Source organism: Pseudomonas sp. IT-P395 (assembly GCF_949767675.1).
GTDB lineage: Bacteria > Pseudomonadota > Gammaproteobacteria > Pseudomonadales > Pseudomonadaceae > Aquipseudomonas.
Genome location: NZ_CATKPW010000007.1, coordinates 128362 through 152020 on the forward strand (window position 1 = coordinate 128362; position 23659 = coordinate 152020).

At 58.1% G+C, this 23659-nt stretch carries 24 protein-coding genes; 11 read left to right on the plus strand and 13 right to left on the minus strand.

All coding sequences use genetic code 11. The annotated features are described in order from the left end of the window. Positions 1-82: 82 nt before the first annotated feature. Complete coding sequence (locus ACM6IN_RS06680) at positions 83-1396, plus strand: ATP-binding protein (RefSeq protein ID WP_007917930.1); 1314 nt, start codon at positions 83-85, stop codon at positions 1394-1396. A gap of 323 nt (positions 1397-1719) precedes the next feature. Here ACM6IN_RS06680 and rimK read toward each other — a convergent pair whose 3' ends face one another. Beyond that, positions 1720-2625 carry a 30S ribosomal protein S6--L-glutamate ligase gene (gene rimK / locus ACM6IN_RS06685; protein ID WP_007949201.1) on the minus strand — a complete coding sequence of 302 codons (906 nt, stop codon included), beginning with the start codon at positions 2623-2625 and terminating at the stop codon, positions 1720-1722. Next, the gene (locus tag ACM6IN_RS06690) at positions 2622-3083 is read right to left on the minus strand and encodes an ATP-dependent zinc protease (protein WP_171057267.1); all 462 of its coding nucleotides are present in this window, start codon (positions 3081-3083) and stop codon (positions 2622-2624) included. The genes rimK and ACM6IN_RS06690 overlap by 4 nt, the downstream gene beginning before the upstream one ends. A gap of 236 nt (positions 3084-3319) precedes the next feature. On the opposite strand from ACM6IN_RS06690, the gene ACM6IN_RS06695 reads away from it, so the two are divergent. Beyond that, positions 3320-3727, plus strand: coding sequence for an RNA-binding S4 domain-containing protein (locus ACM6IN_RS06695; RefSeq protein ID WP_007917939.1), 408 nt, complete (start codon positions 3320-3322; stop codon positions 3725-3727). Between the two features lie 111 nt (positions 3728-3838). Here the strand turns inward: ACM6IN_RS06695 and ACM6IN_RS06700 are convergent, their stop codons facing one another. Next, positions 3839-4639: a phosphatase PAP2 family protein gene (locus ACM6IN_RS06700; protein WP_414915636.1), complete on the minus strand. Its 801-nt coding sequence runs from the start codon at positions 4637-4639 to the stop codon at positions 3839-3841. Between the two features lie 105 nt (positions 4640-4744). On the opposite strand from ACM6IN_RS06700, the gene hslO reads away from it, so the two are divergent. Together hslO and ACM6IN_RS06710 are read left to right on the plus strand one after the other, a co-directional pair. Further along, positions 4745-5647, plus strand: coding sequence for an Hsp33 family molecular chaperone HslO (gene hslO, locus ACM6IN_RS06705; RefSeq protein WP_007917941.1), 903 nt, complete (start codon positions 4745-4747; stop codon positions 5645-5647). A 181-nt stretch (positions 5648-5828) separates the two neighbouring features. Beyond that, positions 5829-7370: a phosphoenolpyruvate carboxykinase gene (locus tag ACM6IN_RS06710; protein WP_007917942.1), complete on the plus strand. Its 1542-nt coding sequence runs from the start codon at positions 5829-5831 to the stop codon at positions 7368-7370. 118 nt (positions 7371-7488) lie between these two features. Here ACM6IN_RS06710 and ACM6IN_RS06715 read toward each other — a convergent pair whose 3' ends face one another. The 5 genes from ACM6IN_RS06715 to ACM6IN_RS06735 all read right to left on the minus strand — a co-directional run bounded on the left by ACM6IN_RS06715 (position 7489) and on the right by ACM6IN_RS06735 (position 10705). After that, positions 7489-8088: a Fic/DOC family protein gene (locus ACM6IN_RS06715; RefSeq protein ID WP_414915637.1), complete on the minus strand. Its 600-nt coding sequence runs from the start codon at positions 8086-8088 to the stop codon at positions 7489-7491. Continuing rightward, positions 8088-8258, minus strand: coding sequence for a YhfG family protein (locus tag ACM6IN_RS06720; protein ID WP_007917944.1), 171 nt, complete (start codon positions 8256-8258; stop codon positions 8088-8090). The genes ACM6IN_RS06715 and ACM6IN_RS06720 overlap by 1 nt, the downstream gene beginning before the upstream one ends. A gap of 292 nt (positions 8259-8550) precedes the next feature. After that, positions 8551-8850: a hypothetical protein gene (locus ACM6IN_RS06725; protein ID WP_095113939.1), complete on the minus strand. Its 300-nt coding sequence runs from the start codon at positions 8848-8850 to the stop codon at positions 8551-8553. A gap of 342 nt (positions 8851-9192) precedes the next feature. Next, positions 9193-10335, minus strand: a complete 1143-nt coding sequence (locus ACM6IN_RS06730) for a hypothetical protein (protein ID WP_095113940.1) — start codon at positions 10333-10335, stop codon at positions 9193-9195. A gap of 94 nt (positions 10336-10429) precedes the next feature. Beyond that, on the minus strand, positions 10430-10705 hold the full coding sequence (locus ACM6IN_RS06735) for a hypothetical protein (protein WP_007917948.1): 276 nt from the start codon (positions 10703-10705) through the stop codon (positions 10430-10432). 303 nt (positions 10706-11008) lie between these two features. Here ACM6IN_RS06735 and ACM6IN_RS06740 point away from each other — a divergent pair, with 303 nt between their 5' ends. The 4 genes from ACM6IN_RS06740 to ACM6IN_RS06755 all read left to right on the plus strand — a co-directional run bounded on the left by ACM6IN_RS06740 (position 11009) and on the right by ACM6IN_RS06755 (position 15702). Beyond that, positions 11009-11512: a hypothetical protein gene (locus tag ACM6IN_RS06740; RefSeq protein ID WP_007917950.1), complete on the plus strand. Its 504-nt coding sequence runs from the start codon at positions 11009-11011 to the stop codon at positions 11510-11512. Between the two features lie 182 nt (positions 11513-11694). Further along, on the plus strand, positions 11695-13623 hold the full coding sequence (locus ACM6IN_RS06745; protein ID WP_414915638.1) for an ATP-dependent DNA helicase RecQ: 1929 nt from the start codon (positions 11695-11697) through the stop codon (positions 13621-13623). Between the two features lie 213 nt (positions 13624-13836). Then, positions 13837-15063 (plus strand): 3-hydroxyacyl-CoA dehydrogenase, encoded by a 1227-nt coding sequence (locus ACM6IN_RS06750; protein ID WP_042705072.1) that lies wholly within the window; start codon positions 13837-13839, stop codon positions 15061-15063. A gap of 213 nt (positions 15064-15276) precedes the next feature. Further along, positions 15277-15702 (plus strand): acyl-CoA thioesterase, encoded by a 426-nt coding sequence (locus tag ACM6IN_RS06755; RefSeq protein WP_095113942.1) that lies wholly within the window; start codon positions 15277-15279, stop codon positions 15700-15702. Positions 15703-15757: 55 nt separating this feature from the next. Here ACM6IN_RS06755 and ACM6IN_RS06760 read toward each other — a convergent pair whose 3' ends face one another. The 4 genes from ACM6IN_RS06760 to ACM6IN_RS06775 all read right to left on the minus strand — a co-directional run bounded on the left by ACM6IN_RS06760 (position 15758) and on the right by ACM6IN_RS06775 (position 20695). Next, positions 15758-16240 (minus strand): glycine zipper domain-containing protein, encoded by a 483-nt coding sequence (locus tag ACM6IN_RS06760; protein ID WP_007909074.1) that lies wholly within the window; start codon positions 16238-16240, stop codon positions 15758-15760. 290 nt (positions 16241-16530) lie between these two features. Beyond that, positions 16531-18879 carry an FdhF/YdeP family oxidoreductase gene (locus ACM6IN_RS06765; RefSeq protein WP_414915639.1) on the minus strand — a complete coding sequence of 783 codons (2349 nt, stop codon included), beginning with the start codon at positions 18877-18879 and terminating at the stop codon, positions 16531-16533. Then, on the minus strand, positions 18876-19715 hold the full coding sequence (gene fdhD, locus ACM6IN_RS06770; protein WP_007909076.1) for a formate dehydrogenase accessory sulfurtransferase FdhD: 840 nt from the start codon (positions 19713-19715) through the stop codon (positions 18876-18878). The genes ACM6IN_RS06765 and fdhD overlap by 4 nt, the downstream gene beginning before the upstream one ends. A 92-nt stretch (positions 19716-19807) precedes the next feature. Beyond that, the gene (locus ACM6IN_RS06775; protein WP_007909077.1) at positions 19808-20695 is read right to left on the minus strand and encodes a LysR family transcriptional regulator; all 888 of its coding nucleotides are present in this window, start codon (positions 20693-20695) and stop codon (positions 19808-19810) included. 139 nt (positions 20696-20834) lie between these two features. On the opposite strand from ACM6IN_RS06775, the gene lysM reads away from it, so the two are divergent. Next, complete coding sequence (lysM, locus tag ACM6IN_RS06780; protein WP_414894991.1) at positions 20835-21275, plus strand: peptidoglycan-binding protein LysM; 441 nt, start codon at positions 20835-20837, stop codon at positions 21273-21275. A 100-nt stretch (positions 21276-21375) separates the two neighbouring features. Here lysM and yrfG read toward each other — a convergent pair whose 3' ends face one another. Beyond that, positions 21376-22038, minus strand: coding sequence for a GMP/IMP nucleotidase (gene yrfG, locus ACM6IN_RS06785; protein ID WP_007909091.1), 663 nt, complete (start codon positions 22036-22038; stop codon positions 21376-21378). 88 nt (positions 22039-22126) lie between these two features. Here yrfG and nudE point away from each other — a divergent pair, with 88 nt between their 5' ends. Together nudE and cysQ are read left to right on the plus strand one after the other, a co-directional pair. Beyond that, positions 22127-22693 carry an ADP compounds hydrolase NudE gene (gene nudE, locus ACM6IN_RS06790; protein WP_007909093.1) on the plus strand — a complete coding sequence of 189 codons (567 nt, stop codon included), beginning with the start codon at positions 22127-22129 and terminating at the stop codon, positions 22691-22693. Positions 22694-22698: 5 nt separating this feature from the next. After that, positions 22699-23532: a 3'(2'),5'-bisphosphate nucleotidase CysQ gene (gene cysQ / locus ACM6IN_RS06795; RefSeq protein ID WP_095113985.1), complete on the plus strand. Its 834-nt coding sequence runs from the start codon at positions 22699-22701 to the stop codon at positions 23530-23532. Positions 23533-23659 lie beyond the last annotated feature (127 nt).

Sequence of the window (23659 nt, forward strand, 5' to 3'; positions counted from 1 at the left end):
TTGGTCGAACGGCCAGGCCCGCAGACTCGCAATCCGCAATATGCGAGCATTGCTCGCTCCTGCAAGTGTGTAGCGGTTATAGATGAAAACCCCTGTCTGGTTCCCCCAAAGTTTTTTCTCTCGCACCCTCTGGCTGGTGCTTATCGTCGTGCTGTTTTCCAAGGCGCTGACCCTGGTTTATCTGTTGATGAACGAGGACGTGCTGGTGGATCGCCAATACAGCCACGGCGTCGCCCTGACGCTGCGAGCCTATTGGGCTGCCGATGAAGAAAACCGCGCGAAGATCGCTGATGCCGCCACCTTGATTCGGGTCGTGGGCGCCGGTGTGCCGGAAGGCGAACAGCACTGGCCGTACAGCGAAATCTACCAGCGGCAGATGCAGGCGGAACTGGGTGCCGACACCGAAGTGCGCTTGCGCATGCATTCACCGCCAGCGTTGTGGGTGCGCGCACCGAGCCTCGGTGACGGTTGGCTCAAGGTGCCGTTGTATCCGCACCCGTTGCGCGGCCAGAAAATCTGGAACGTGCTTGGCTGGTTCCTTGCCATCGGCTTGCTGTCGACGGCATCGGCGTGGATTTTCGTCAGCCAGCTCAACCAGCCATTGAAACGCCTGGTCTATGCCGCCCGGCAACTCGGTCAGGGTCGCAGCGTACGTCTGCCGATCAGCGATACGCCGAGCGAGATGACCGAGGTGTATCGCGCCTTCAACCAGATGGCCGAAGACGTCGAGCAGGCCGGGCGCGAGCGTGAGTTGATGCTCGCCGGTGTGTCCCATGATTTGCGCACTCCGCTGACCCGGTTGCGGCTGTCGCTGGAGTTGATGGGCGATCGCAATGACCTGACCGACGACATGGTGCGCGACATTGAAGACATGGACGCGATTCTCGACCAGTTCCTCGCGTTCATCCGCGACGGTCGTGACGAGTCGGTGGAAGAAGTGGATCTGACTGATCTGGTGCGCGAGGTTGCAGCACCGTACAACCAGAATGAAGAGAAAGTGCGTTTGCGTCTGGAGCCGATCCAGCCGTTTCCGCTGCGTCGGGTATCGATGAAACGCTTGCTGAACAACCTGATCGGCAACGCCTTGAACCATGCCGGCGGTCACGTTGAGGTCGCCGCTTATGTGTCCGGGGACGTCAGTGCGCCGTATGTGGTGCTGAGCGTGATGGACCGAGGCGCGGGGATTGACCCTTCGGAGCTGGAGGCGATCTTCAACCCGTTTACCCGTGGTGATCGTGCGCGGGGCGGGAAGGGCACTGGCTTGGGCTTGGCGATCGTGAAGCGGATTGCTTCGATGCATGGCGGCAATGTTGAATTGCGCAATCGGTCCGGTGGTGGACTGGAAGCGCGGGTGAGGTTGCCTTTGGGATTGATGCTGCCGCGAGATGCTGTGTAGGTCAAAAGCCCCTCACCCCAGCCCTCTCCCAGAGGGAGAGGGAGCTGACCGAGGTGTTTTGCGTCATACATCGACCTGAAAGACTGAGTCGATTATGGATCCGGTACAGCAAGATCAAGTCGGCGTATCTCTTAATCATCCCCCAATCGGCCCCTCTCCCAGAGGGAGAGGGAGCTGACCGACGTGTCTGGCGTCATACATCGACCTGAAAGACTGGGGCGATTGTGGATTCGGCACAGCAGGATCAGGTCGGCGTATCTTTTAAGCATCCCCCAATCAGTCCCCTCTCCCTTCGGGAGAGGGCTAGGGTGAGGGGCTCGCTTTTAGCCCTTGCCTTTGGTCCGGGTCATATTCGGCCCGCCATTCTTCTCAAGATGCTCAATGATGATCCCCGCCACATTCTTGCCGGTGGTGGTCTCGATCCCTTCCAGCCCCGGCGACGAATTCACTTCCATCACCAACGGCCCGTGATTGGAACGCAGGATATCCACACCCGCCACTGCCAGGCCCATGACCTTGGCCGCGCGCAACGCGGTCATGCGTTCTTCCGGGGTGATTTTGATCAGGCTGGCGCTGCCGCCGCGATGCAGATTGGAGCGGAACTCACCCGGTTTGGCCTGGCGCTTCATCGCTGCAATGACTTTGTCACCGACCACGAAGCAACGAATATCCGCACCGCCCGCTTCCTTGATGTACTCCTGAACCATGATGTTCTGCTTCAGGCCCATGAACGCCTCGATCACCGATTCTGCGGCCGTGGCGGTTTCGCACAGCACCACGCCGATGCCCTGCGTGCCTTCCAGCACCTTGATCACCAGCGGTGCGCCGTTGACCATGTCGATCAGATCGGGAATGTCATCCGGCGAGTGAGCAAAACCCGTCACCGGCAGACCGATGCCGCGCCGCGACAGCAGTTGCAGCGAACGCAGCTTGTCCCGCGAACGGGCGATGGCCACCGACTCGTTGAGCGGAAATACCCCCATCATTTCGAACTGGCGCAACACCGCGCAGCCGTAGAACGTCACCGACGCGCCGATCCGCGGGATCACCGCATCGAAGCCTTCCAGCGGTTTGCCGCGATAGTGGATCTGCGGCTTGTGGCTGGCGATGTTCATGTAGGCGCGCAGGGTGTCGATCACTACCATTTCATGCCCGCGCTCGGTTCCGGCTTCGACCAGACGGCGGGTGGAATACAGACGCGGGTTCCGCGACAGCACAGCGATCTTCATGCAACACCTGTGGAAGAGGTAGATACCGGGAACACCGGCTTGTCTTGTACATATTTGATGCCCGGATTGACCACCAACTGGCCATCGATCAGGGCTTTGGAACCGAGCAACAGGCGATAGCGCATGGACTTGCGGCAGGCGAGCGTGAACTCGACCGGCCAGACCCGATCACCGAGGGCCAGGGTAGTGCTGATGACGTAGCGCACCTGCGCATGGCCGTTGGAGCTTTTGATGGTTTTGCGTGTTACCAGAGGGGCTTCGCAGCGGCGGTGGCGCAACTGCACCACCGTGCCCAGGTGCGCAGTGAATCGCACCCACTTCTCGCCGTCGCGTTCGAACGGCTCGATGTCGGTGGCATGCAGGCTGGAGGTGCTGGCGCCGGTGTCGATTTTTGCTCGCAGGCCCGCAACTCCCAAATCCGGGAGCGCCACCCACTCGCGCAGACCGACAACGGTCAAATGGTCAAATGTCTTCAAAAAAATGCTCAACCGTGACAACCGCTTCAGCCCGCACGAGGCCGGATTCGCGGTATTCACGCAGAATAAGGGTTAAAAGGCGACAGATTTCTACAGCCCGGATTTCCGGCCCCGGAAGCAGGCGCCGAAACGCGCGCATTGTAATCCGGGACGCGGTCATTCATGACATGAGTGAAACGGTAGTACAGTTCATCAATATTTCAGAATGAGGAAATGCCATGGCACAAAAAAGCGAAGAGGACGACAAGGTCCGTCTCGACAAGTGGCTGTGGGCCGCGCGTTTTTACAAAACCCGTGCCTTGGCCAAAGCAGCGATCGAGAGTGGCAAGGTGCATTGTCGCGGCGAGCGCTGCAAGCCTGGCAAAGAGCCACGCATCGGCGATGAGTTCGAGATTCGTACCGGCTTTGAAGTGCGTACGGTGAAGGTCGAGGCGTTGTCGATTGTTCGACGCGGCGCACCCGAAGCGCAGACGTTGTATGCGGAGACCGAGGCGAGTATTGCCAAACGTGAAGCGGCTGCGGCAATGCGCAAGGCGGGGGCGTTGGGCGTGAGCACCGACGGCAAACCGAGCAAGAAGCAGCGGCGGGATTTGTTCAAGTTTCGCGGCAGTAGTAACGACGAATAATCGCGTTGTTGCTGCTGGCTTCTTCGCGAGCAGGCTCACTTCCACAGGATAATGTGGGAGCAAGCCTGCTCGCGAATCGAGGGCGCAGCCCTCGCCGAAGACCGCTCGGTATCAGGCGCTACGCACCACACTCATCCGCGCAACCAGCGGCAACTTGCCCAGCAACACAAAGATCGGCGCCGTCACCTTCAGCCAGAAGTTCGAGGCGTGATACGCAAACGGCGTGTAGTAACCCCAGCCCAACGCCCACACCGCGAGTAGCACACCGCCGATGTAATCGTCCTGACCCCAATGCGCACCGGCCACCAGGCGCGGCAGCATGAACAACAGCGCCAGGCCCCAGATCGTCACGAACTGGCCGGCCGTACGGCTGAACACGCCCATGAACAGCGCCCAGATCAACAACACCGAAGCGTGGTCACCGGGAAAGCTCTGGCTCGAGCGATCCTTCACTTCCCAGGTTTTTTCCAGATTCGGGAAGTAATCGCTGATGTGCACAGCTCCCTCAAGCATCATCGACGGGCTGCTGTGCTGCCAATCCATATGGTCGGCGAACTTGGAAAACAGTGCGCGAATCACCACCATCAATAGCAGGATCGAAAGAAAACCGAAAAAAGCCCGGCGCACGTCAATCGCCTTGAACACCCAGTCGCCCTTGATCAGCAGCGTCAGCAGGATCAAGCCCACGACGATGTCGAACGGACGCATACTTGCAATTGCCCAGATGTGGAGCCATATGGGGTTGCTGGTCAGTGGTGCATTGAGTGAGCGGAACAGCCACTCGTCGAAAATCACACACAGCGAGTTACCCGTAGGCCATAACCAGAAAGCCAGTAGCGCTAATGGCACTATGTTGCACAGAACCAGCCGGCCGAGGTTCCACCTTGATTGGAACAAACCCGGATTGTTCATAAAATGCCTCCCATGGCAGAGCAGTCGGCACCAAAAAGAGTGCCAAGAAGTGCAAATTTTCACGTCTTGTAACCATTTTGTCACCACATTCAGATACCCAAAATTATGACCGACCTACCGGATACCGATTTCACCCAACGTTTCATCTTTGATGACAGCGACACACGCGGCGAACTGGTCGCACTTGAACGCAGCTACGCCGAAGTCCTCGCCAAGCACCCGTACCCGGAGCCGGTTGCGCAACTGCTCGGCGAATTGATGGCGGCGGCCTCGTTGCTGGTGGGCACCTTGAAGTTCGACGGCTTGCTGATTCTGCAGGCGCGTTCCGAAGGCCCGATCCCGATGCTGATGATCGAGTGCTCCAGCGAGCGCGACATCCGTGGTCTGGCGCGTTATCACGCTGACCAGATTGCTGCGGACGCTACCCTCGCCGATCTGATGCCCAATGGCGTTCTGGCGTTGACCGTCGACCCGACTGTCGGCCAGCGCTATCAGGGCATCGTCGATCTCGACGGCGAAACCCTGTCCGATTGCTTCACCAACTATTTCGTCATGTCGCAACAGGTTGGCACCCGCTTCAAGCTGTTTGCCGACGGTCGTCGCGCTCGCGGCCTGCTGCTGCAGCAACTGCCGGCCGATCGTCTGAAAGACGAAGAAGATCGCGCCGCCAGCTGGCAGCACATCACCGCACTGGCCACCACCCTGACCGCCGATGAATTGCTCAGCCTGGACAACGAAACCGTACTGCATCGCCTCTACCACGAAGAGCAGGTTCGTCTGTTCGATGTGCAGAAACTGCGCTTCCGTTGCAGCTGCTCGCGGGAACGCTCCGGCAATGCGTTGGTCAGTCTTGGTCTGGAAGATGCGCAGCAATTGGTGGTCGAGCACGGTGGCAACATCGAGGTTGATTGCCAGTTCTGTAACGAGCGCTACCTGTTCGATGCCACGGATGTTGCTCAATTGTTCGCTGGCGCAGGCGTCGACACGCCGTCAGATACCCGGCACTAAAACGGTTCAGCGCAGGTAAATTCACTGCGTAACGACGGAATTTCGCCGTTACGACGGGAGGACCCTACTCTTTTTGGGCTTTTCTGGCATAATCCGGCCCACTTTTTTCGCGGTAGTAGTGCACGACTTTCTACTACAAAACGTTTGGAGCACACTCGGCCACTGGCCGACGGGGAACCTCATGACGCAAGCCAATAACGCCGTGTACACCGATCTGAGTGTTGATGATCTGGTAAAAGAAGCCCTGAACCGCGGTGAGGGCGAGCTTGCCGATACCGGCGCTCTGGTTGTTCGCACTGGTCACCGCACCGGTCGTTCGCCTGTTGACCGTTTCATCGTTGAAGAGCCTTCCACCCAGGCCGCTATTGCCTGGGGCCCGATCAACCGCAAGTTCCCGGCCGACAAGTTCGACGCGCTGTGGGCTCGTGTAGAAGCATTCAACAACGCGCAAGAGCACTTTGTGTCCCACGTGCATGTAGGCGCGGCGGAAGATCACTACCTGGCCGTGAAAATGACCACCCAGACTGCCTGGCAGAACCTGTTCGGTCGTTGCCTGTTCATCAACCCGGCCCAGTACAACCCGGCCGGTCGTGAAGAGTGGCAAGTGCTCAACGTGGCCAACTTCGAGTGCGTGCCTGAGCGTGACGGCACCAACTCCGACGGTTGCGTGATCCTCAACTTCGCACAGAAGAAAGTGCTGATCGCCGGCATGCGTTACGCCGGTGAGATGAAGAAAGCCATGTTCTCCGTGCAGAACTTCCTGCTGCCGGCTGCTGACGTGCTGCCAATGCACTGCGCCGCCAACATTGGCGAAGAAGGCGACGTGACCCTGTTCTTCGGTCTGTCGGGCACCGGTAAAACCACTCTCTCGGCTGACGAAAGCCGTTACCTGATCGGTGACGACGAACACGGCTGGGGCGAAGGCGTGGTGTTCAACATCGAAGGCGGTTGCTATGCCAAGTGCATTGACCTCTCCGAGAAGAACGAGCCGGTTATCTGGAAAGCCATCAAGCACGGCGCGGTGCTGGAAAACGTCGTCATCGACGACGCCAAGCACGCCGACTACGCCGATGTCAGCCTGACCCAGAACAGCCGCGCCGCGTACCCGCTGGAGCACGTAGCCAAGCGTTCCGAGCACAACCTCGGTGGCGAGCCAAACGCTGTAATCTTCCTGACCTGCGACCTGACCGGCGTACTGCCGCCAGTGTCGATTCTCAACGAAGAACAAGCGGCCTACCACTTCCTGTCCGGCTACACCGCGCTGGTGGGCTCGACTGAAATGGGTTCGGGCAGCGGCATCAAGTCGACCTTCTCCACCTGCTTCGGCGCACCGTTCTTCCCGCGTCCGGCTGGCGAATACGCAGAGCTGCTGATCAAGCGCATCCGTGGCTTCGGCTCCAAGGTCTACCTGGTCAACACCGGCTGGACCGGCGGCGGCTACGGCGTCGGCAAACGCTTCAACATCCCGACCACCCGCGCAGTGATCGCAGCGATTCAGAGCGGCGCGCTGATCGGTGCAGCCACTGAACACCTCGACACTATCAACCTCGATGTGCCACTGGCCGTACCGGGCGTTGAAACCAACCTGCTCAACCCACGCAACACCTGGGCTGACAAGGCTGCGTACGACGAGGCTGCGAAAGCACTGGCCGGTCTGTTCATCGAGAACTTCAAGAAGTTCGAAGTGAGCGACGCGATCAAGGCTGCAGGGCCGAAGTTGTAAGATTGGTTTTTTGTGAATGAAAAAGCCGCCCTTTAGGGGCGGCTTTTTTGTGGGCGAAAACAAGACTAACTGGCAATATTCCCGCAGAAAATGGCCTTAACTACCAGAATACTGCCACTTAAAGAGCCAGCTTTTCGCCAATGCAGCGGTCAAAGATCGCCACTAGCCCCCGATAATCACATGACACAGCATCAATGTTTGCTGGGACCCAAGCGTCATCTTTAACCAGCCACCAATCGACTGGGAAGCCTGCGTTAATAATGATTTGTTCAAATAATAGGCGTTGCGCTCGGCCATTACCTTCGCGAAAAGGATGGATGACATTCAAATCGCCATAAGCCTCAGCGATGTTCACCACAAGTTCTGGTTTGCCCATTCCCGCGAACCACGCCGAGCGCTCCATCACGCTAAAGATTTTTTGCGCTTCTGGAAGAATTCGCTCTGCAGTGCAGAAAAATGTTTGTCCGTTTTTGATGTTAACGGTACGCAACTGCCCGGCCCAATCGTAAACATCGCAAAAAAGAATTTTATGGGCGTGCTGCAGGACACTTAAATCATAAGGAGGGGGGAGAAGACGAAATCGACTGATCGCGATTTCCGAGAGCTCTCGCTCTGCTTTTTGCAGTTCTTCTTCAGAATGGATGTCGAGCAAGTTACGCAGAACATCACTATGAGGGTAGCAATAGGGGTCTTGTCCGACCCCATATTTGTCCGTCATTAACGTGCAGTCTGACGATATTTTTCAATGACCGATTCCCTTGATGGAAGCGGTTTCTCGGCATCGGCACGGCTGGTATCGAAACCTTCCAGACGTAAGCTCGCCAGATAGTTTGACCGGCGTACTTTGTCGTAATAAGCCTGCTTCTGCTGGAACGTCAATTCGCTCATTTCATAGGCCTCTTGGTGCAGGACTCCAGTGTAGCGCAATCGTGTGGAGTGATAGGTCGGGATTTTCGATCCTTAAAGCGAGGCTGTTCATCGAGAGTCTGTTGGTTTTTTTGAATCATTTTGCCAGCCTTGGATATACGCGATGGTGCACATTCACCACGCAGAATTTCGTCCATTTCTCGCACGCTTTCCATCAGCTCATCAAAGAATTTGCTTATGGTTGCTCCCATGGTTGATTACCGTTTTTTGATCGCTCTCACAGAGTGCATAAGAGCGATACGATCACTCGATTTCAGGCTGGAGCCTTCCAGTTGAGCATCCGCTGCTGCGCAACCTGCAGCAGGTCGCAGCCGTCCTGCGTCAGCAGATAGAGGGCGTGGGTGATGTGGGGGATGTCTTCGACGTCGGCTTGTTTGAAATTGAGGCAATAGAGGGTGCGTAGCAGGTCGCTTGAAGCGCGCAGGCGCTGGACGGCGCATTCGAGGATGTCTTGGGGATTAGCCTCGGTGTCGATGAGCAGAGGCTTGGTGTCTGTGAGATTGGATTCTAGTGGGCGGTAGCGTTCGGTAAGAAACTGATTCCATGTTTTCATTTTAGATATCTCTGAAGGTATCGAAAAACCGCTGCTACCGTGACCAAGCGGTGGAGGCGGGCTGTGTTCAAGTTGGTCAAACCGGCAGAGATAACCCGGTACGCCGAAGCGTCCCAAACACAGCCGCCATAAAAAGCGTGCCGACAGAATGTGCTGGCAGCATACAAGGGCATGCATCAGTTATCTCTGTTTTCAGGTGACCAAACCTGAGCCGCTGATTGCTTAGCGACAGCCACGACTATAGGTTCGCGCCCTCAAGTGGCGATAGGCGACAAAGCGTCTGGTTGCGTAGGAACGGGACGAAGATTTCATCAGACGTTCCTACCAACGCTTCATCTTTTTTCAACGCAGGTGTTTATACGCAGAAACATCCAACAAACTCGTCGTCAGCCCCGTTGCCGGCGCGTAGATCGAACCCTTCACCGCCGAAAACGGCACGCCTTTGCTACCCAGCGAAACGTAGCGCTCACCTTGATCCAGTTCGGTGAAGTAGGTGTAGGAAACGCTGTGCATCTGCTTGTAGCGCGATTCGTCGGCGACGATGGCGCCAGTCAGGCGCAGCAGATCTGTTTCGCTCAGGTTCAGGGTTTTGTTCAGTTGCACGCCCCAGCGCTTGAGGCAGGTTTCGGCGAGGTGGCGAACGATGCGGCCAGGCTCGACCAGCGTTTTCAGGTCGCCGCTGCTGGTGGGCACGCCACCGTCAGCTGTGGCGTTGCCGGCCATGGTCGCGTGGCGGCCGGCCATGGGGTAGACGCTGGTTTTGGTGCCGGTGGCGGTCTGCGGGATCACACAGCTGAAACCTTTGGAACGTTCATCACGGGCATAGAACGCAACATATTCTTTGACGTTGGCGCCAAGTTTTACGCGCTGATCCTGGAAGTTGCCGATTCCCGGTACTGGATCAAGAGCAAATATATTCACCGGAATATTGTTCAGCTCTCGATCATTTAACATCGCATTGGCCAGCATGTGGCAACTTATGCCGCCGCGACTCCAGCCCACCAGATTGACCTGAGTGGGAATAACGCCATCCTTGCGAAACGTCTTGATGATCTGCTCCTGTAACTTCTGTTGGGTCACGCAGCGATCGCCATAATTATATTTACGCCAGAGCCACGAACCTTCGATTTTTACATCCTCAATAGGAATGCCAGCCGCTTTAAGGCGGTTGTATTCGGCCTCGGTGAGTTGTTCGCGCTGCCAGTCGCATTTGCCCTTGATGATATTGATGGCATGCCGCACGTTTTCCTCCCAGCCTTTGCCAAACAGCGTGCCGGTAAGACCGTACTCCTCGGTCTTGGTGAACAGGTCGTCGGCTTGCAGGTTGCCACTGCCAGGTCCGTCGACCACGATCCACTCGGCGAATTCCCGGCCGGTATGGTTGGATGCCAGTGTGGAAACCAGTTCGCCGTCCCAGAAGTTTTCATGGGTGGTGTCAAACTTGTTGGATCCGGTGCCGCAAAAAAATATGGTTAAAACTGTCATGGTGTTGCTCTCGTTTAGTTGTAAGAGCGAACAAGTTAGTGTCAGTTGCATGTATAAATAAAGCGTGGTGGTGTTTCCGTATTTGTAGTGCGGTTTAGTTGTATGTTGTTTGCGGTGGTTTTTGTTTGGCAACTTCAAGTAAGTCGCAGCCATCCTGCACCAACAGATAAAGTGCATTGACGATGTTGGGAATATCTTTCACGTCAGCCTGCTTGAAACATAAGCAGTAGAGCGTTTCCAGCAAATCCCCGGCCGCCCGTAAACGCTGATCGGCGGCATTGATCAGATCCGTCTGGCTTGAGTGGCTGTCGATAAGCAGTACCGGGTTTTCGCTGTAGCAGGTCTTGAGGGGGCGATAGCGGTTGATCATGGTGAGGCGTGTCCTGTTCGAAGGCGCTGGGGCGGGCCGGCAGCGGGTTTGCAGCCGCGCCGGCCACTATAGAAGGGCGTTTCTCTGTGGGACAAGACAGCTGCAATGGACAGTATTCGTAGGGGTTTTTCCGTGTTTTGAGGAAATGCCCTACGTGTTTTCGCAGCTTTTTCAGGCCAAAACCCTTAGGCGTAATAATTCCTACGTGATTGTCAGGCGATTCGCGGTAAACCGCTGTATCGTGCGCGCCAGAATCTGTAGGGCGTTTCCAAACGTCTGACACGCGCTTAAAGGGAATTAGGTATGCACTGGCTACGAATGGCCGCAATTTTATTGCTCGGGCTGGGCACTTGCCGTTTGGCCATGGCCTCTGAAGTTGGCAATGCATGGGTGCTGGATCGTCTCGATCGTACCGACTGGCCGGAGGCCCTTATCAGCCAGGCGAATATGGACACGGCTTCACGCGGTGAGGTGTTGATGTTCGCTAAAGCCCTGCTGGCCAGCGAGGCGCTGGATGAGGAAGGGCTTGAGCAGCGACTCGGTGTGCCCCACGTGCAACTGAAGTCGATTCGCCACGTGCGCGACGGCCTCTGGGAGGGATTGCTGAGCACCTATCGCAACGCCAGCCAGAACTGTGATGAGCAACCGTTTTGCCCGCGTGTGCGCAGCGTCGCTGACTTGCGTCAGTTGGCGGCAGCGTTTACCGGCGACATCAGCCCGGCCCATGCGTTGTGGGCGAGCAAAAGTCAGGGCGTGCATGAGCAGATGCTGAATGAGCAGTTGCGGGTGGCGGTGTTGCGTCCCTGATTTTTTAAGCTTTGTGATGTGGCGACTGGCCTCTTCGCGAGCAGGCTCGCTCCCACAGAGTGCCACGGTGTTCGTAACATCCGCTGTATCATTCCGAATCGATTTGGCCCCGACCTTTTCTCGACTCGCTGCGATCGCCCGCTAGGCTGTTGGCATGGCAGCAGTCAATGGAGTGACAGCGAATGCACAACACCCTGGAACAGGTTTTTGGTTTTCCACAGTTTCGACCCGGTCAAGAAACCGCGATCAGTGCGGTGCTGGCCGGGCGCTCGGCGGCGGCGATTTTCCCCACCGGTTCCGGCAAGTCGATTTGCTATCAATTGCCGGCGCTGATGCTGCCGCATCTGACATTGGTGGTCTCGCCGTTGCTGGCGTTGATGCAGGATCAACTGGCCTTTTTACAACGTCACGGTATCTCGGCGGGCAGCATCGATTCGGCGCAGAGTCGCGACGATGCCAATGACGTGATGGCTCGCGCCCGTTCGGGTGAGTTGAAGATTCTGATGATCTCGGTGGAGCGCTTGAAAAACGAGCGCTTCCGCAACTTTCTGCAGCAGGTGCCGATCTCGTTACTGGTGGTGGACGAGGCGCATTGCATCTCGGAGTGGGGCCACAACTTCCGCCCCGACTACCTGAAGCTGCCGGACTATCAGCGCCAGTTCAACATCCCGCAAACTTTGCTGCTGACAGCCACCGCAACGCCGAAAGTCATCGCCGACATGCAGGCCAAATTCGCTATCGCCGCTGACGATGTGGTGACCACCGGTTTCTATCGGCCCAACCTCAATCTACTGGTGGAACCGGTACGTGGCCAGGACAAGCGCCGGCGTCTGGTGGAGTGGATGGCCGAGCGGCCGGGGCAGCCAAGCATCGTCTATGTGACCTTGCAGAAGACTGCTGAGCACATCGCCGAACACCTTGAGCGCAACGGCATTCAGGCCGAGGCGTATCACGCCGGTTTAGCCCACGACAAACGCGAAGCGATCCAGAAACGCTTCATGGCCGGGCAATCCAATTGCATCGTCGCGACCATCGCGTTCGGCATGGGCATCGACAAAAGTGACATCCGCAATGTCGTGCACTTCGACCTGCCAAAATCCATCGAAAACTACAGCCAGGAAATCGGCCGCGCCGGGCGTGACGGGCAGCCGTCGGACTGTCTGGTATTAGCCAATCGCGACAGCCTCAATGTGCTGGAAAATTTCGTCTACGGTGATACGCCGGAGCGTGACGGCATTCGTTATGTGCTCGACGAACTGAAAGCTTCGGTGCCGGAAGGGCAGTGGGAGTTTCTGCTTGGGCCATTGGCGGATCAGAGCAATATTCGCTCACTTCCGCTGAAGACATTGCTGGTGCAACTGGAACTGCGCGGCTTGATCGCGCCGCGCTACGCCTACTACGCCGAATACCGTTTCAAATACCTGCTGGAACCCGAAGCGCTGCTTGAGCGCTTCGAAGGTGAACGCAGGGATTTCGTCGCTGCGATCATTCAGACCTCGGCGCGCGCACGCACCTGGGCCACGGTGAATTTCGAGGCGATGTACTCGCAGTATTCCGCCGAGCGCAATCGAGTGGTGAAGGCGCTGGATTATTTTCAGGAGAAGGGCTGGGTCGAGCTGGAAAGCAAGCAGATGACCGAGGTCTATAGCCTGCTGAATAGTGAATTTGACAGCGATGCCCTGAGCGCTGAGTTGCATGACTATTTCACCCGGCATGAGCAGGCCGAAGTGGCGCGCATCCACACGATGCTTGAAGTCTTCGCCAGCGAGCGCTGCCTGGGCTATCGCTTGGCCGAGTATTTCGGTGATCACAATGCGCCCGAGCAGTGTGGGCATTGTTCAGTGTGTCACGGCCAGGTTGCGCGGTTGCCGGCGCCACCGGAGTTGCCAGCGCTTGTGGATAAAAACTTTGCGGCGTTATGTGGCGATTTTATCCACAGGCACGAGCAGCACACTGGGGTGATTCCAACGGCTGAGCGGCTGACGAGGTTTCTGTGCGGGATCAGCGTGCCGCTGTTCACCAAGCTCAAGGCGCGTGCGATTCCCGGGTTTGCGGTATTGGAAGAATATCCCTACGGCGAAGTCCGCAGCTGGGCGCAAGAGCACCTCTGATCGTTGTAGGAGCTGCCGAAGGCTGCGATCTTTTGATGTTGATTTGTTCAAGATCAAAAGATCGCAGCCTTCGGCAGCTCCTACATTAAGTGTCATCAAGGCGGGGGCTCTATCCATCCGCTGAATGTCGATCATCACGGTAATAAACTTCAAAAACTGTCGTTGGCTGACTATGGTTGAGGTCTGTCTTTGGATCGCCAACAAGAGAACAACATGAGCCAGACATCCTTCGATATTCAGCAGGCCGCAGTGATCGGTGCGGGCACGATGGGCCGGGGCATTGTCATGTGTCTGGCCAATGCCGGCGTGAACGTGCAGTGGGTGGATAACAATCCACAGATGCTTGAACAGGCGCTCGCCACAGTGGCCGAGACTTATGCACACAACGTGCGCCAGGGCCGGATTGATCAGGCCGAAGCGGATGCACGTATCGCTCGGGTCAGTGCGGCGGCGGATTACCCGGCGATTCGCAATGTCGATCTGGTGATCGAGGCGGTGTACGAAAATCTTGAGCTGAAGCAGAAGATCTTTCGTGAGCTGGATGGCTTGCTCAAGCCTGAAGCACTGTTGGCGAGCAATACATCGGCGCTGGATATCGATGCGATTGCTGCGGCGACAAGGCGTCCGGAGCAGGTGCTGGGTCTGCATTTCTTCAGCCCGGCGCACATCATGAAATTGCTGGAAATCGTTCGCGGTGCGCAGACTTCCGCGGCGGTGCTGGAAGCGGCGCTGGCGCTGGGCAAACGCATGGGCAAGGTCAGTGTGGTGTCGGGCAACTGCCACGGCTTTATCGGCAATCGCATGTTGCATCCGTATGTCCTGGAGGCGCGCAAGATGCTGCTCGAAGGCGCTTATCCACAGCAGGTCGACGCGGCACTGCAAGGTTTCGGTTTTGCCATGGGGCCGTTTCGCATGTACGACGTGGTCGGCATCGATCTGGAGTGGCGTGCGCGCGAATTGGCCGGCAAGGGCCAGGATGCGCCAGAGGTTCAGGTGGACAACCGCTTGTGCGAGATGGGCCGGTTTGGCCAGAAGTCTGGCAACGGTTATTACCATTACGAGCCGGGCAGTCGTCAGGCCGAGCACGATCCTGAGGTCGATGCGCTGGTATTGCAGGTCAGCGAAGGGTTGGGCTTCCAGCGCCGCGAGATCGGTCCTGAGGAGATCCTGGAGCGCAGTCTTCTGGCATTGGTCAACGAGGGTGCGAAGATTTTGCAGGAGGGCATTGCCGAGTCTGCACACGACATCGATCTGGTATACCTGAACGGCTACGGCTTCCCGGCGGACAAGGGCGGGCCGATGGCCTGGGCGGATCAGCAGGGGCTGGCGGATATTCATCAGCGCTTGCTGGCGCTGGAGACGCGTCAGGGCGATCAGTGGAAACCGGCGCGGTTGATTGGTGAGTTGGCGGCGCAGGGTAGGCGGTTTGCTCAGGATTAGTGTTGAAGTCAAAATCTTACCCCCTCACCCCAGCCCTCTCCCCCAAGGGGGCGAGGGGGAAAGGGAGCCGATCTCTGTGCCTTTCGCGTTCGACTCGACAGTTCAGGTCGGTGTATTTCGAGAGAACACCTCGGTCAGTCCCCTCTACCTCTGGGAGAGGGCTAGGGTGAGGGCAAGCAGCCTCACTGAAAAAACAAGAGAACCAGCACAACCATGTCCACCCCTCAGCGCACCGACTACCCACACTTCCAGCCCATCACCACACGCTGGCACGACAACGACGCCTACGGTCACGTCAACAACGTCACCTACTACAGCTTCTTCGACACGGCGGTGAACACTTACCTGATACAGGTCGGTGGTCTGGATATCCATGATGGCGAGGTGGTGGGGTTTGTGGTCAGTTCGGCGTGTGATTACTTCGCCTCGATTGCCTTTCCTGATCTGATCGAGATCGGTCTGCGGGTCGGCAAATTGGGCAACAGTTCGGTGCAATACGAGTTGGCGGTGTTCAAGGTCGGCGATAGCGAGGCCTGCGCGGCCGGGCGCTTCGTTCATGTATTCGTCGATCGGGCGAGTAACCAGCCAGTGCCGATTCCCGCCAAGCTGCGGCAGGCACTGGAATACCTTGTGGTTTAAAAAAGGCAAAAAAAATCGCAGCCCTCGGGCCGCGATTTTTCTTCAAGCATTCGCCTTAACGGTGACGATAGTACTTGTGATGCTTGCGGTGGCCGTAGGCATGGCCGCGACCTGGGTGGCCGTCGCGGTAGTAGCGACGATCATCGTGACGACGGTCGTAACGACGATCATCGTCATCGCTTTTGTTGCCCATGTAGTTACCCAGCGCGCCACCGGCGCCGCCACCTGCTGCGGAGCCGATCAGGCTGCCGGTGGTGCCGCCCATGCTGCGGCCGACTACGTTACCGCCGGCTGCGCCCAGCGCACCACCGATGGCGGCTTCGCCACGGCTGCGTTTGTCGGCGCCGACCGCGCTACCACCCGCACCGCCCAAGGCTGCGCCGATGGTGGAACCTGTATTGCCGCCTAAGGACTGACCGACGACCGAGCCAAGAACCCCGCCCAATGCGCCGCCCACACCTGCTTCGGTGGTGCCGCCAGCAGACGCAAAGCCACTGACCAGGCCAAGGGACAACAAGAGAATCGAGGAGAACTTCATAGAGGAGCCTCAAAGGGATGACGGCGCCGATCCTGAGGCTGTGTAACAAGCGTGACAATCGAAATCCGACGAATAACACGACTTGTATACAATTTTGCAAGTTGCTGTTTTATCAGCGGAACTTAACCGTTTTTCGCCGGTCTTTAGCTACTTCGGACAGGCCGCTTTTGTGAAAAAGCGGCCTTTTTTGTGGGCGGTTGAAAAGCAGAAGCGAAAAGATCGCAGCCTTCGGCAGCTCCTACAGGAATCGGTGTAGGAGCTGCCGAAGGCTGCGATCTTTTGATTTTGAATTAAGCAGATTTGGCCATGATCAACCCAGTCTCACTCGCCGCTTCCAACCGAATCGCAATGAACTTAGACGTCGGCGTATGGCTGCCATCCCCGGTGCTCTCCAATGGCACCAGCGGATTCACTTCCGGGTAATAAGCCGCCGCTTGCCCGGCCGGAATATCAAACGCCAACAAAGTGAAGCCCTTCACCCGACGCTCACGACCATCGTCCCACAGCGACACGATGTCGGCCTTTTGCCCCGGACGGAAGCCCAGACGAATGATGTCGGCCTCGTTGGCAAACAGCACATCACGCTGGCCCTTCACTCCGCGATAACGGTCGTCGAGACCATAAATCGTGGTGTTGTATTGATCGTGGGAACGCATCGATTGCAAGATCAGGTCCGGTAGCTGCCCGGTGGCGCGGGTGCGTTCGTGTACCAGATCTTTGGGCAGCATGTTCGCGCGGAAGTTGGCCCGGCCCGACGGTGTGTTCCACTTACGCGCGCCAGCGCTGTTGCCGAGGTAGAAGCCGCCTGGGTTTTTGATCTTCTCGTTGAACTCTTTGAAATTGGGAATGGTGTCGGCGATCAGTTCGCGGATGCGCCCGTAATCGGCCACCAGCCAGTTCCAGTCGACCGGTATGCTACCCAGTGTGGCGGCAGCGATGCCGGCAATGATCGACGGCTCCGAGCGCATCTGGTTCGACAGCGGTTGCAACTGCCCGTTGGAGGCGTGAACCATGCTGAAGGAGTCTTCCACGGTGACCGCTTGCGGGCCTTCGGTCTGGATATCGATGTCGGTCCGGCCGAGGCACGGCAGGATCAGCGCGTCTTTACCGTGAGCCAGATGGCTGCGGTTGAGTTTGGTGCTGATCTGCACGGTCAGGTCGCAATTGCTCAGTGCGGCGAAGGTACGCGGGCTGTCCGGCGTGGCTTGGGCGAAGTTGCCGCCCAGACCGATAAAGACTTTGGCGCGTCCCTCGGCCATCGCATGGATTGCCTCGACCACGTTGTGGCCGTTATGACGCGGCACCTTGAACTGGAAGCGTCGTTCCAGCGAATCAAGGAACGCCACTGGCGGACGCTCGTTGATGCCCATCGTGCGGTCGCCCTGCACGTTACTGTGGCCGCGCACCGGACACAGACCAGCACCGGGTTTACCGATGTTGCCGCGCAGCAGCATCAGGTTGGCGATTTCCTGGATGGTCGGTACTGAATGGCGATGCTGGGTGATGCCCATCGCCCAGCACATGATGACGTTCTTGCCTTTGGCGTACATGCGCGCCGCTTGCTCGATTTCGACGAGGGTCAGGCCGGATTGCTCGACGATCTGTTCCCACGGCGTGTCATCGACCACGCCGAGATACTCCAGCACGTTAGCGCTGTGGGCGTTGAGGAAATCGTGATCGAACACGGCAGGTTCGCCAGCCTTCTGCGCATCGCGCTCCCACTGCAGGAGAAACTTGGCCATGCCGCGCAGCAGCGCCATGTCACCGCCAAGTGCCGGGCGGAAATACGCGGTGTTGGTCGGCTTGTCACCGTTGGTGAGCATTTCGATCGGGTGTTGCGGGTGCTGGAAGCGTTCCAGGCCACGCTCTTTCAACGGGTTGATGCACACCACTTGCGCGCCGCGTTTCACCGCTTCACGCAACGGTTCGAGCATGCGTGGGTGGTTAGTGCCCGGGTTCTGGCCCCAGACGAAAATTGCATCGGCGTGTTCGAAATCGTCGAAGGTCACGGTGCCTTTGCCGACGCCGACACTTTGCGCCAACGCCACACCGCTGGCCTCGTGGCACATGTTCGAGCAGTCAGGGAAGTTGTTGGTGCCGTAGGCGCGCACGAACAGTTGATACAGGTAAGCCGCCTCGTTGCTGGCACGACCCGAGGTGTAGAACTCGGCCAGGTCCGGACTCGGCAGGCTTTGCAGGTGTTTGGCGATCAGGGTGTAGGCGTCGTCCCAACTGATCGGCTTGTAGCGATCGGTTTCGGCGTCATACACCATCGGCTCGGTCAGGCGCCCCTGATACTCGAGCCAGTAGTCGCTCTGCTCCAGCAACGAAGTGACGCTGTGCTTGGCGAAGAACTTGGCGTCCACGCGGCGCTTGGTTGCTTCCCAGTTCACCGCTTTGGCGCCGTTCTCGCAGAACTTGACCATGCCGCTTTCCGGCGAATCGCCCCACGCGCAACCCGGGCAGTCGAAGCCGCCGTTCTGGTTGGTCTTGAGCATCATGCGCAGGTTCTTCAGCGCGTTGTCGCTGGTCAACCAGGCCTGAGCCACACTGATCAGGGCACCCCAGCCGCCGGCGGCACCTTTGTAAGGCTTATAGCGCGGGACAGGTTTCTGGTCGGCTTGATGATGTTGGCTCACGCTTGATTCTCCATCGCGGGGCTGTACACCCGCGGCGCACTTTTCTGCGGCAGGTGGATGAGATTGAGGTTGTGTCGACGGGCCCATTGCACGGCAAGGCCCGTGGGCGCGGACAGGCTGACCAGCGTCTGGATGCCGGCACGCAAGACTTTCTGGATCAATTCGAGGCTGCAACGGCTGGTCACAATCGCTAGGCCGCCTTCTGTGGATATCTTCTGGCGGATCAGCCCGCCGATCAGCTTGTCGAGGGCGTTATGCCGGCCGATGTCTTCGCGGCCGAGTAGCAATTCGCCGCTGGCGTTCATGAATACCGCCGCGTGCACCGCACCGCAGTATTGGCCCAAAGGTTGAAATGCACTGATGCGCTGACGCAAACCATCGAGCCATTCAATCGGCGGCAACGGCGCACCGGGCAACACCTTCAGATCGGGCAGTGCTTGCTCGACCGCTTCAACGCCGCACAATCCGCAACCGCTGGTGCCGGCCATTTGTCGACGTTGTTGCTTGAGGTTCCAGAACGCGCGATTGGCGATGGTTACTTGCGCATATTGCGCGGAGCCGGCGCCGGTCAGTTGCAGGTCATAAATGTCAGTAGCGTCGATGATGATGCCGCTGCCGAGGCTGAAACCGACGATGAAGTCTTCAAGGTCGGTCGGCGTCACCAACATCACCGCCTGGCTGATGCCGTTGTAGGCGATCGCCAACGCGACTTCCTCGGCCAGCGCGGTGCTGGCCGATTCCTCACGGGGTAAATCGCTGTAACTGTAGGTCTGGCTGGCGGCTGGCGCGGGCGTTTCGAGTGCAGGCGCCGCGCAGGCTGGGCGCTTGGCGTTCATGGCATCACCGACGGTTTGATCAACGTTAAGACTAGGCGCGGCAAGTTGTCGCGTCTAATCGCTAGTGTCGATCTATCGATAGATGCCGTCGATCAAGAGGCTGTTGGTGATTCCCGATACAGCGCGAAACAGGCTTCCGCCAGCGCGGAACGTGGGGCGCCGCGACGCATGATCAGGCCCAGCGGGGCGAGGGTCTGGGCGTCTTCGATCGGTTGCAGGCGCAGGTGATCGGTGAGTTTTTCCAGGCCGCCGTCCAGCGGCATGATCGCGCAGCAAAAACCGCCGTGCACGGCTTGTAACAATTGATGCACGGCATCGGTTTGTAGCAACGGTTGTGGAGTCAGGCCGCGGCTGTGGAAGTTGTGGTCGATGGATTGGCGAAAATGCATGCCGCTGGTGAGCATGCCCAACGGCAGCTCGATCAGCGACTGCCAACTCAACGCGGCGTCGCCAAATGTGAATGAGCGCTGATCGTAGAGCAGGCCCATGCGCGTTTCACTGAAGGCCAGGGATTCGAAGCGCTCGTTATCCAGACGATCCAGATAGGACACGCCGAGATCGATGCGGTTATTCGCCAAATGCTCGAGGATCTGCTCGGAACTCAGCGCCGACATTTCAAAGCGCAAATTCGGGTGGGCGCTGTGCAGGCGTTGCATCAACGGCAGCGGATCGAAACTCGACAGCGGCACCACGCCCAGCCTCAGCGTGCCGATCAGATTGCCGCGACACGCCGCCGCTTCCGCGTGCAAACCGTCATACGCCGCCATCACCGAACGTGCCCACGCCAGCACGCGCTCGCCCGGCGCGGTGAAACCTTCGAAACGCTGGCCACGGTTGACCAGTGGCAGGTCGAGTTCTTCTTCAAGACTGCGCAGGCGCATCGACAGCGTTGGCTGGGTGATATGGCAACGCGCGGCGGCCTGGCCGAAGTGGCGGGTTTCGTCGAGGGCGATGAGGAATTTCAGCTGCTTGATGTCCATCTTCGCTCCGGGCGCTGGCAGGGGTGGGGGATTCTACCGCTTGCGCGGTGGCAGGGTCATTGGTCGGCTTGGAACCGGGTTTGTCTGCGGTGGTCTAGGCTTGGACGACTGATCCTTTTATTCCATGGAGAGAACCACGATGAGTCTTTTAAGTTTTGTAAAAGAAGCCGGTGAGAAGCTGATCGATCTGCTGACCCCGGGCAACGCCAATGCCAGTGAGCAGTTGAAGGAACACATCAGCAAGGTCGGCTTGGGCAATCCGAATGTGCAGGCAACGGTGGATGGCGACAAAGTGACTGTCACCGGTGAAGTCGCGAGTCAGGAAGAGAAAGAGAAGATTTTGCTGGCGGTGGGCAATATTGCCGGAGTTGGCAGCGTGGATGATCAGATCACCGTGACCGGCCCGGTTGTTACTGCCGCACAGTTTGTCGTGGTCAAGTCTGGTGACACCCTCAGCGCGATTTCTCTGCGTGTGTACGGGGATGCCAACAAATATAAGAAAATTTTCGAGGCCAACAAACCGATGCTCAAGGATGAGAACAAAATCTATCCGGGGCAGACACTGCGTATTCCTGAGTAACACAACACTCCTGTAGGAGCTGCCGCAGGCTGCGATCTTTTGATTTTGATTTTTCCAAACAAGATCAAAAGATCGCAGCCTTCGGCAGCTCCTACAAAGATCAAAGGCCAGCGATCAGATTGCGGTAATCCTCAACCGCCGCAAACTCAGCCGTGTCCTTCGGCCCCTTGCGGCTGTCCGGCTCTTTCACCGCCAGCAAATGTGCCACGCCAAAATCCCGCGCACTGCGCAGAATCGGCAAGGTATCGTCGATAAACAGACTGCGCGCCGGATCAAAGCCGATGTCCGCCTGCAAGGCATCCCAGAACTGCGGGTTCTCCTTGGGAAACCCATAATCATGCGAGCTGATCAGCCGTTCGAAATACGGCGCCAGCTCAATCCGTTCCAGCTTCAGCGACAGTGAATCGCGGTGCGCGTTGGTGATCATGATCACCCGTTTACCGGCGCGCTTGATCGCTTCCAGAAAGGTATCGGCATCCGGCCGCAAGGCAATCAGGTGCGCGGTTTCCAGCTTCAATTCACGTACCGACAACTTCAACTCGGCACTCCAGAAATCCAGGCAGTACCACTGCAACTGGCCGGCGTGGCGTTCGAACAGCGGCTGCAATTCCATCTCGGCCATGGCCCGGCTGACCCCGTGCAGTTCGGCGTAACGCTGGGGCAGGTGTTCCAGCCAGAAATGATTGTCGAAGTGCAGATCCAGCAGCGTGCCGTCCATGTCCAGCAGAACGGTATCGATGTCGGACCACGGTAATGAAGGCATGGCAACGTCTCGAACGGTAGAAAGATATCCGACATAAACAATCGGGAAAGCCGCGTTATAGTAGCGCGTTCACGCCAAGGAGCTTTGCATGCGCCAGAAACCCACCGTACTTGCCCGCGAGATCGTCGCCACCAGCCGTCTGTTTTGCGTCGAAGAACTCAAACTGCGCTTTTCCAATGGCGTGGAACGCACTTACGAGCGTCTGGTCGGCAAAGGTGCGGGCTACGGCGCGGTGATGATCGTGGCGATGCTGGATGCCGAACACGCGGTGTTGGTCGAGGAATATTGCGGCGGTACCGATGAGTACGAACTGTCCTTGCCTAAAGGTTTGATCGAACCGGGCGAAGACGTATTGGCGGCAGCCGAGCGGGAGCTCAAGGAAGAAGCCGGATTTGGCGCGCGACAACTGGAGCATCTGACCGAGCTGTCGCTGTCGCCCGGTTACATGAGCCAGAAGATCCAGGTCGTTCTGGCTACCGATTTGTACGAAGAGCGGCTGGAAGGCGACGAGCCAGAGCCGATGCGCGTCGACAAGGTGAATCTGCGTAAATTGTCGTCGCTGGCGCTCAATCCGCAGTTTTCCGAAGGCCGTGCATTGGCTGCACTGTATTTGACCCGCGATCTGCTGACCGATCGCGGATTCTTTCCAGCATGAGTGAAATGTCGATGAAGTTTCCCCATCCGTTGATGGCGCCGGTGATTGAACTGGCCTTGCAGGCCGGCGAGGCGATCTTGCCGTTCTGGCGCGCCGGCGTTGAAGTCACGGCCAAGTCCGATGAATCGCCCGTGACGGCGGCGGATCTGGCCGCGCATCACCTGATTCTCGCCGGGCTGACGGCGCTGGATCCGAGCATTCCGGTGTTGTCGGAAGAAGACGCCAACATCCCCCAGAGCGTACGCGCGGGTTGGCAGCGCTGGTGGTTGGTCGATCCGCTGGATGGCACCAAGGAGTTCATCAGCGGCAGCGAAGAGTTCACCGTGAACATCGCGCTGATCGAAAACGGTCGCGTGGTGTTTGGTGTGGTGTCGATGCCGACCAATGGTCGTTTCTACGTTGGCGGCGCCGGGCTTGGTGCGTGGCGCTGCGACGAGGGCGGCACGCCGGTTGCGATTCAGGTGCGAGATGTGCCGGGGCCGGGCGAGGCGTTTACGGTTGTGGCCAGCCGGCGGCATTCGAGTCCCGAGCAGGAGCGTCTGCTGGCAGGGCTGAGTGCAAGTCTGGGCGAGCTGCAATTGGCGAACATTGGTAGCTCGCTGAAATTTTGTCTGCTGGCGGAAGGCGCAGCGGATTGCTATCCGCGACTGGCGCCGACTTCGCAGTGGGACACGGCGGCGGCGCAAGGCGTGCTGGAAGGAGCGGGCGGTGAAGTGTTGGATCTGCGCGGGGATGCGTTCTGCTATCCGGCGCGGGAATCGCTGTTGAACGAGTTCTTTTTGGCGCTGCCGGCGAAGGCGGCCTGGCGTTCCAGATTGTTGGAGTTGGCTCGCGGTTAAGCGGGCTGATCGGCAATCGCCCTCACCCCAGCCCTTTCCCCCAGGAGAGGGAGCCGACCGAGTTGTCTTGCGTCATCGACCTGTAAGATGAGGTCGATTAAGGATTCAGCAAAGCGCCATCAGGTCG

What these genes read in the sequence shown, in the direction of transcription:
- rimK (WP_007949201.1), bottom strand. Translation starts at nt 2,625, where the DNA reads ATGAAGATCGCTGTGCTGTCGCGGAACCCGCGTCTGTATTCCACCCGC.
- cysQ (WP_095113985.1), top strand. Translation starts at nt 22,699, where the DNA reads ATGTCGATGAAGTTTCCCCATCCGTTGATGGCGCCGGTGATTGAACTG.
- ACM6IN_RS06725 (WP_095113939.1), bottom strand. Translation starts at nt 8,850, where the DNA reads ATGAAAACATGGAATCAGTTTCTTACCGAACGCTACCGCCCACTAGAA.
- ACM6IN_RS06730 (WP_095113940.1), bottom strand. Translation starts at nt 10,335, where the DNA reads ATGACAGTTTTAACCATATTTTTTTGCGGCACCGGATCCAACAAGTTT.
- ACM6IN_RS06680 (WP_007917930.1), top strand. Translation starts at nt 83, where the DNA reads ATGAAAACCCCTGTCTGGTTCCCCCAAAGTTTTTTCTCTCGCACCCTC.
- nudE (WP_007909093.1), top strand. Translation starts at nt 22,127, where the DNA reads ATGCGCCAGAAACCCACCGTACTTGCCCGCGAGATCGTCGCCACCAGC.
- ACM6IN_RS06775 (WP_007909077.1), bottom strand. Translation starts at nt 20,695, where the DNA reads ATGGACATCAAGCAGCTGAAATTCCTCATCGCCCTCGACGAAACCCGC.
- ACM6IN_RS06720 (WP_007917944.1), bottom strand. Translation starts at nt 8,258, where the DNA reads ATGAGCGAATTGACGTTCCAGCAGAAGCAGGCTTATTACGACAAAGTA.
- ACM6IN_RS06755 (WP_095113942.1), top strand. Translation starts at nt 15,277, where the DNA reads ATGTCCACCCCTCAGCGCACCGACTACCCACACTTCCAGCCCATCACC.
- lysM (WP_414894991.1), top strand. Translation starts at nt 20,835, where the DNA reads ATGAGTCTTTTAAGTTTTGTAAAAGAAGCCGGTGAGAAGCTGATCGAT.
- ACM6IN_RS06745 (WP_414915638.1), top strand. Translation starts at nt 11,695, where the DNA reads ATGCACAACACCCTGGAACAGGTTTTTGGTTTTCCACAGTTTCGACCC.
- ACM6IN_RS06695 (WP_007917939.1), top strand. Translation starts at nt 3,320, where the DNA reads ATGGCACAAAAAAGCGAAGAGGACGACAAGGTCCGTCTCGACAAGTGG.
- ACM6IN_RS06760 (WP_007909074.1), bottom strand. Translation starts at nt 16,240, where the DNA reads ATGAAGTTCTCCTCGATTCTCTTGTTGTCCCTTGGCCTGGTCAGTGGC.
- fdhD (WP_007909076.1), bottom strand. Translation starts at nt 19,715, where the DNA reads ATGAACGCCAAGCGCCCAGCCTGCGCGGCGCCTGCACTCGAAACGCCC.
- yrfG (WP_007909091.1), bottom strand. Translation starts at nt 22,038, where the DNA reads ATGCCTTCATTACCGTGGTCCGACATCGATACCGTTCTGCTGGACATG.
- ACM6IN_RS06700 (WP_414915636.1), bottom strand. Translation starts at nt 4,639, where the DNA reads ATGAACAATCCGGGTTTGTTCCAATCAAGGTGGAACCTCGGCCGGCTG.
- hslO (WP_007917941.1), top strand. Translation starts at nt 4,745, where the DNA reads ATGACCGACCTACCGGATACCGATTTCACCCAACGTTTCATCTTTGAT.
- ACM6IN_RS06710 (WP_007917942.1), top strand. Translation starts at nt 5,829, where the DNA reads ATGACGCAAGCCAATAACGCCGTGTACACCGATCTGAGTGTTGATGAT.
- ACM6IN_RS06715 (WP_414915637.1), bottom strand. Translation starts at nt 8,088, where the DNA reads ATGACGGACAAATATGGGGTCGGACAAGACCCCTATTGCTACCCTCAT.
- ACM6IN_RS06740 (WP_007917950.1), top strand. Translation starts at nt 11,009, where the DNA reads ATGCACTGGCTACGAATGGCCGCAATTTTATTGCTCGGGCTGGGCACT.
- ACM6IN_RS06750 (WP_042705072.1), top strand. Translation starts at nt 13,837, where the DNA reads ATGAGCCAGACATCCTTCGATATTCAGCAGGCCGCAGTGATCGGTGCG.
- ACM6IN_RS06735 (WP_007917948.1), bottom strand. Translation starts at nt 10,705, where the DNA reads ATGATCAACCGCTATCGCCCCCTCAAGACCTGCTACAGCGAAAACCCG.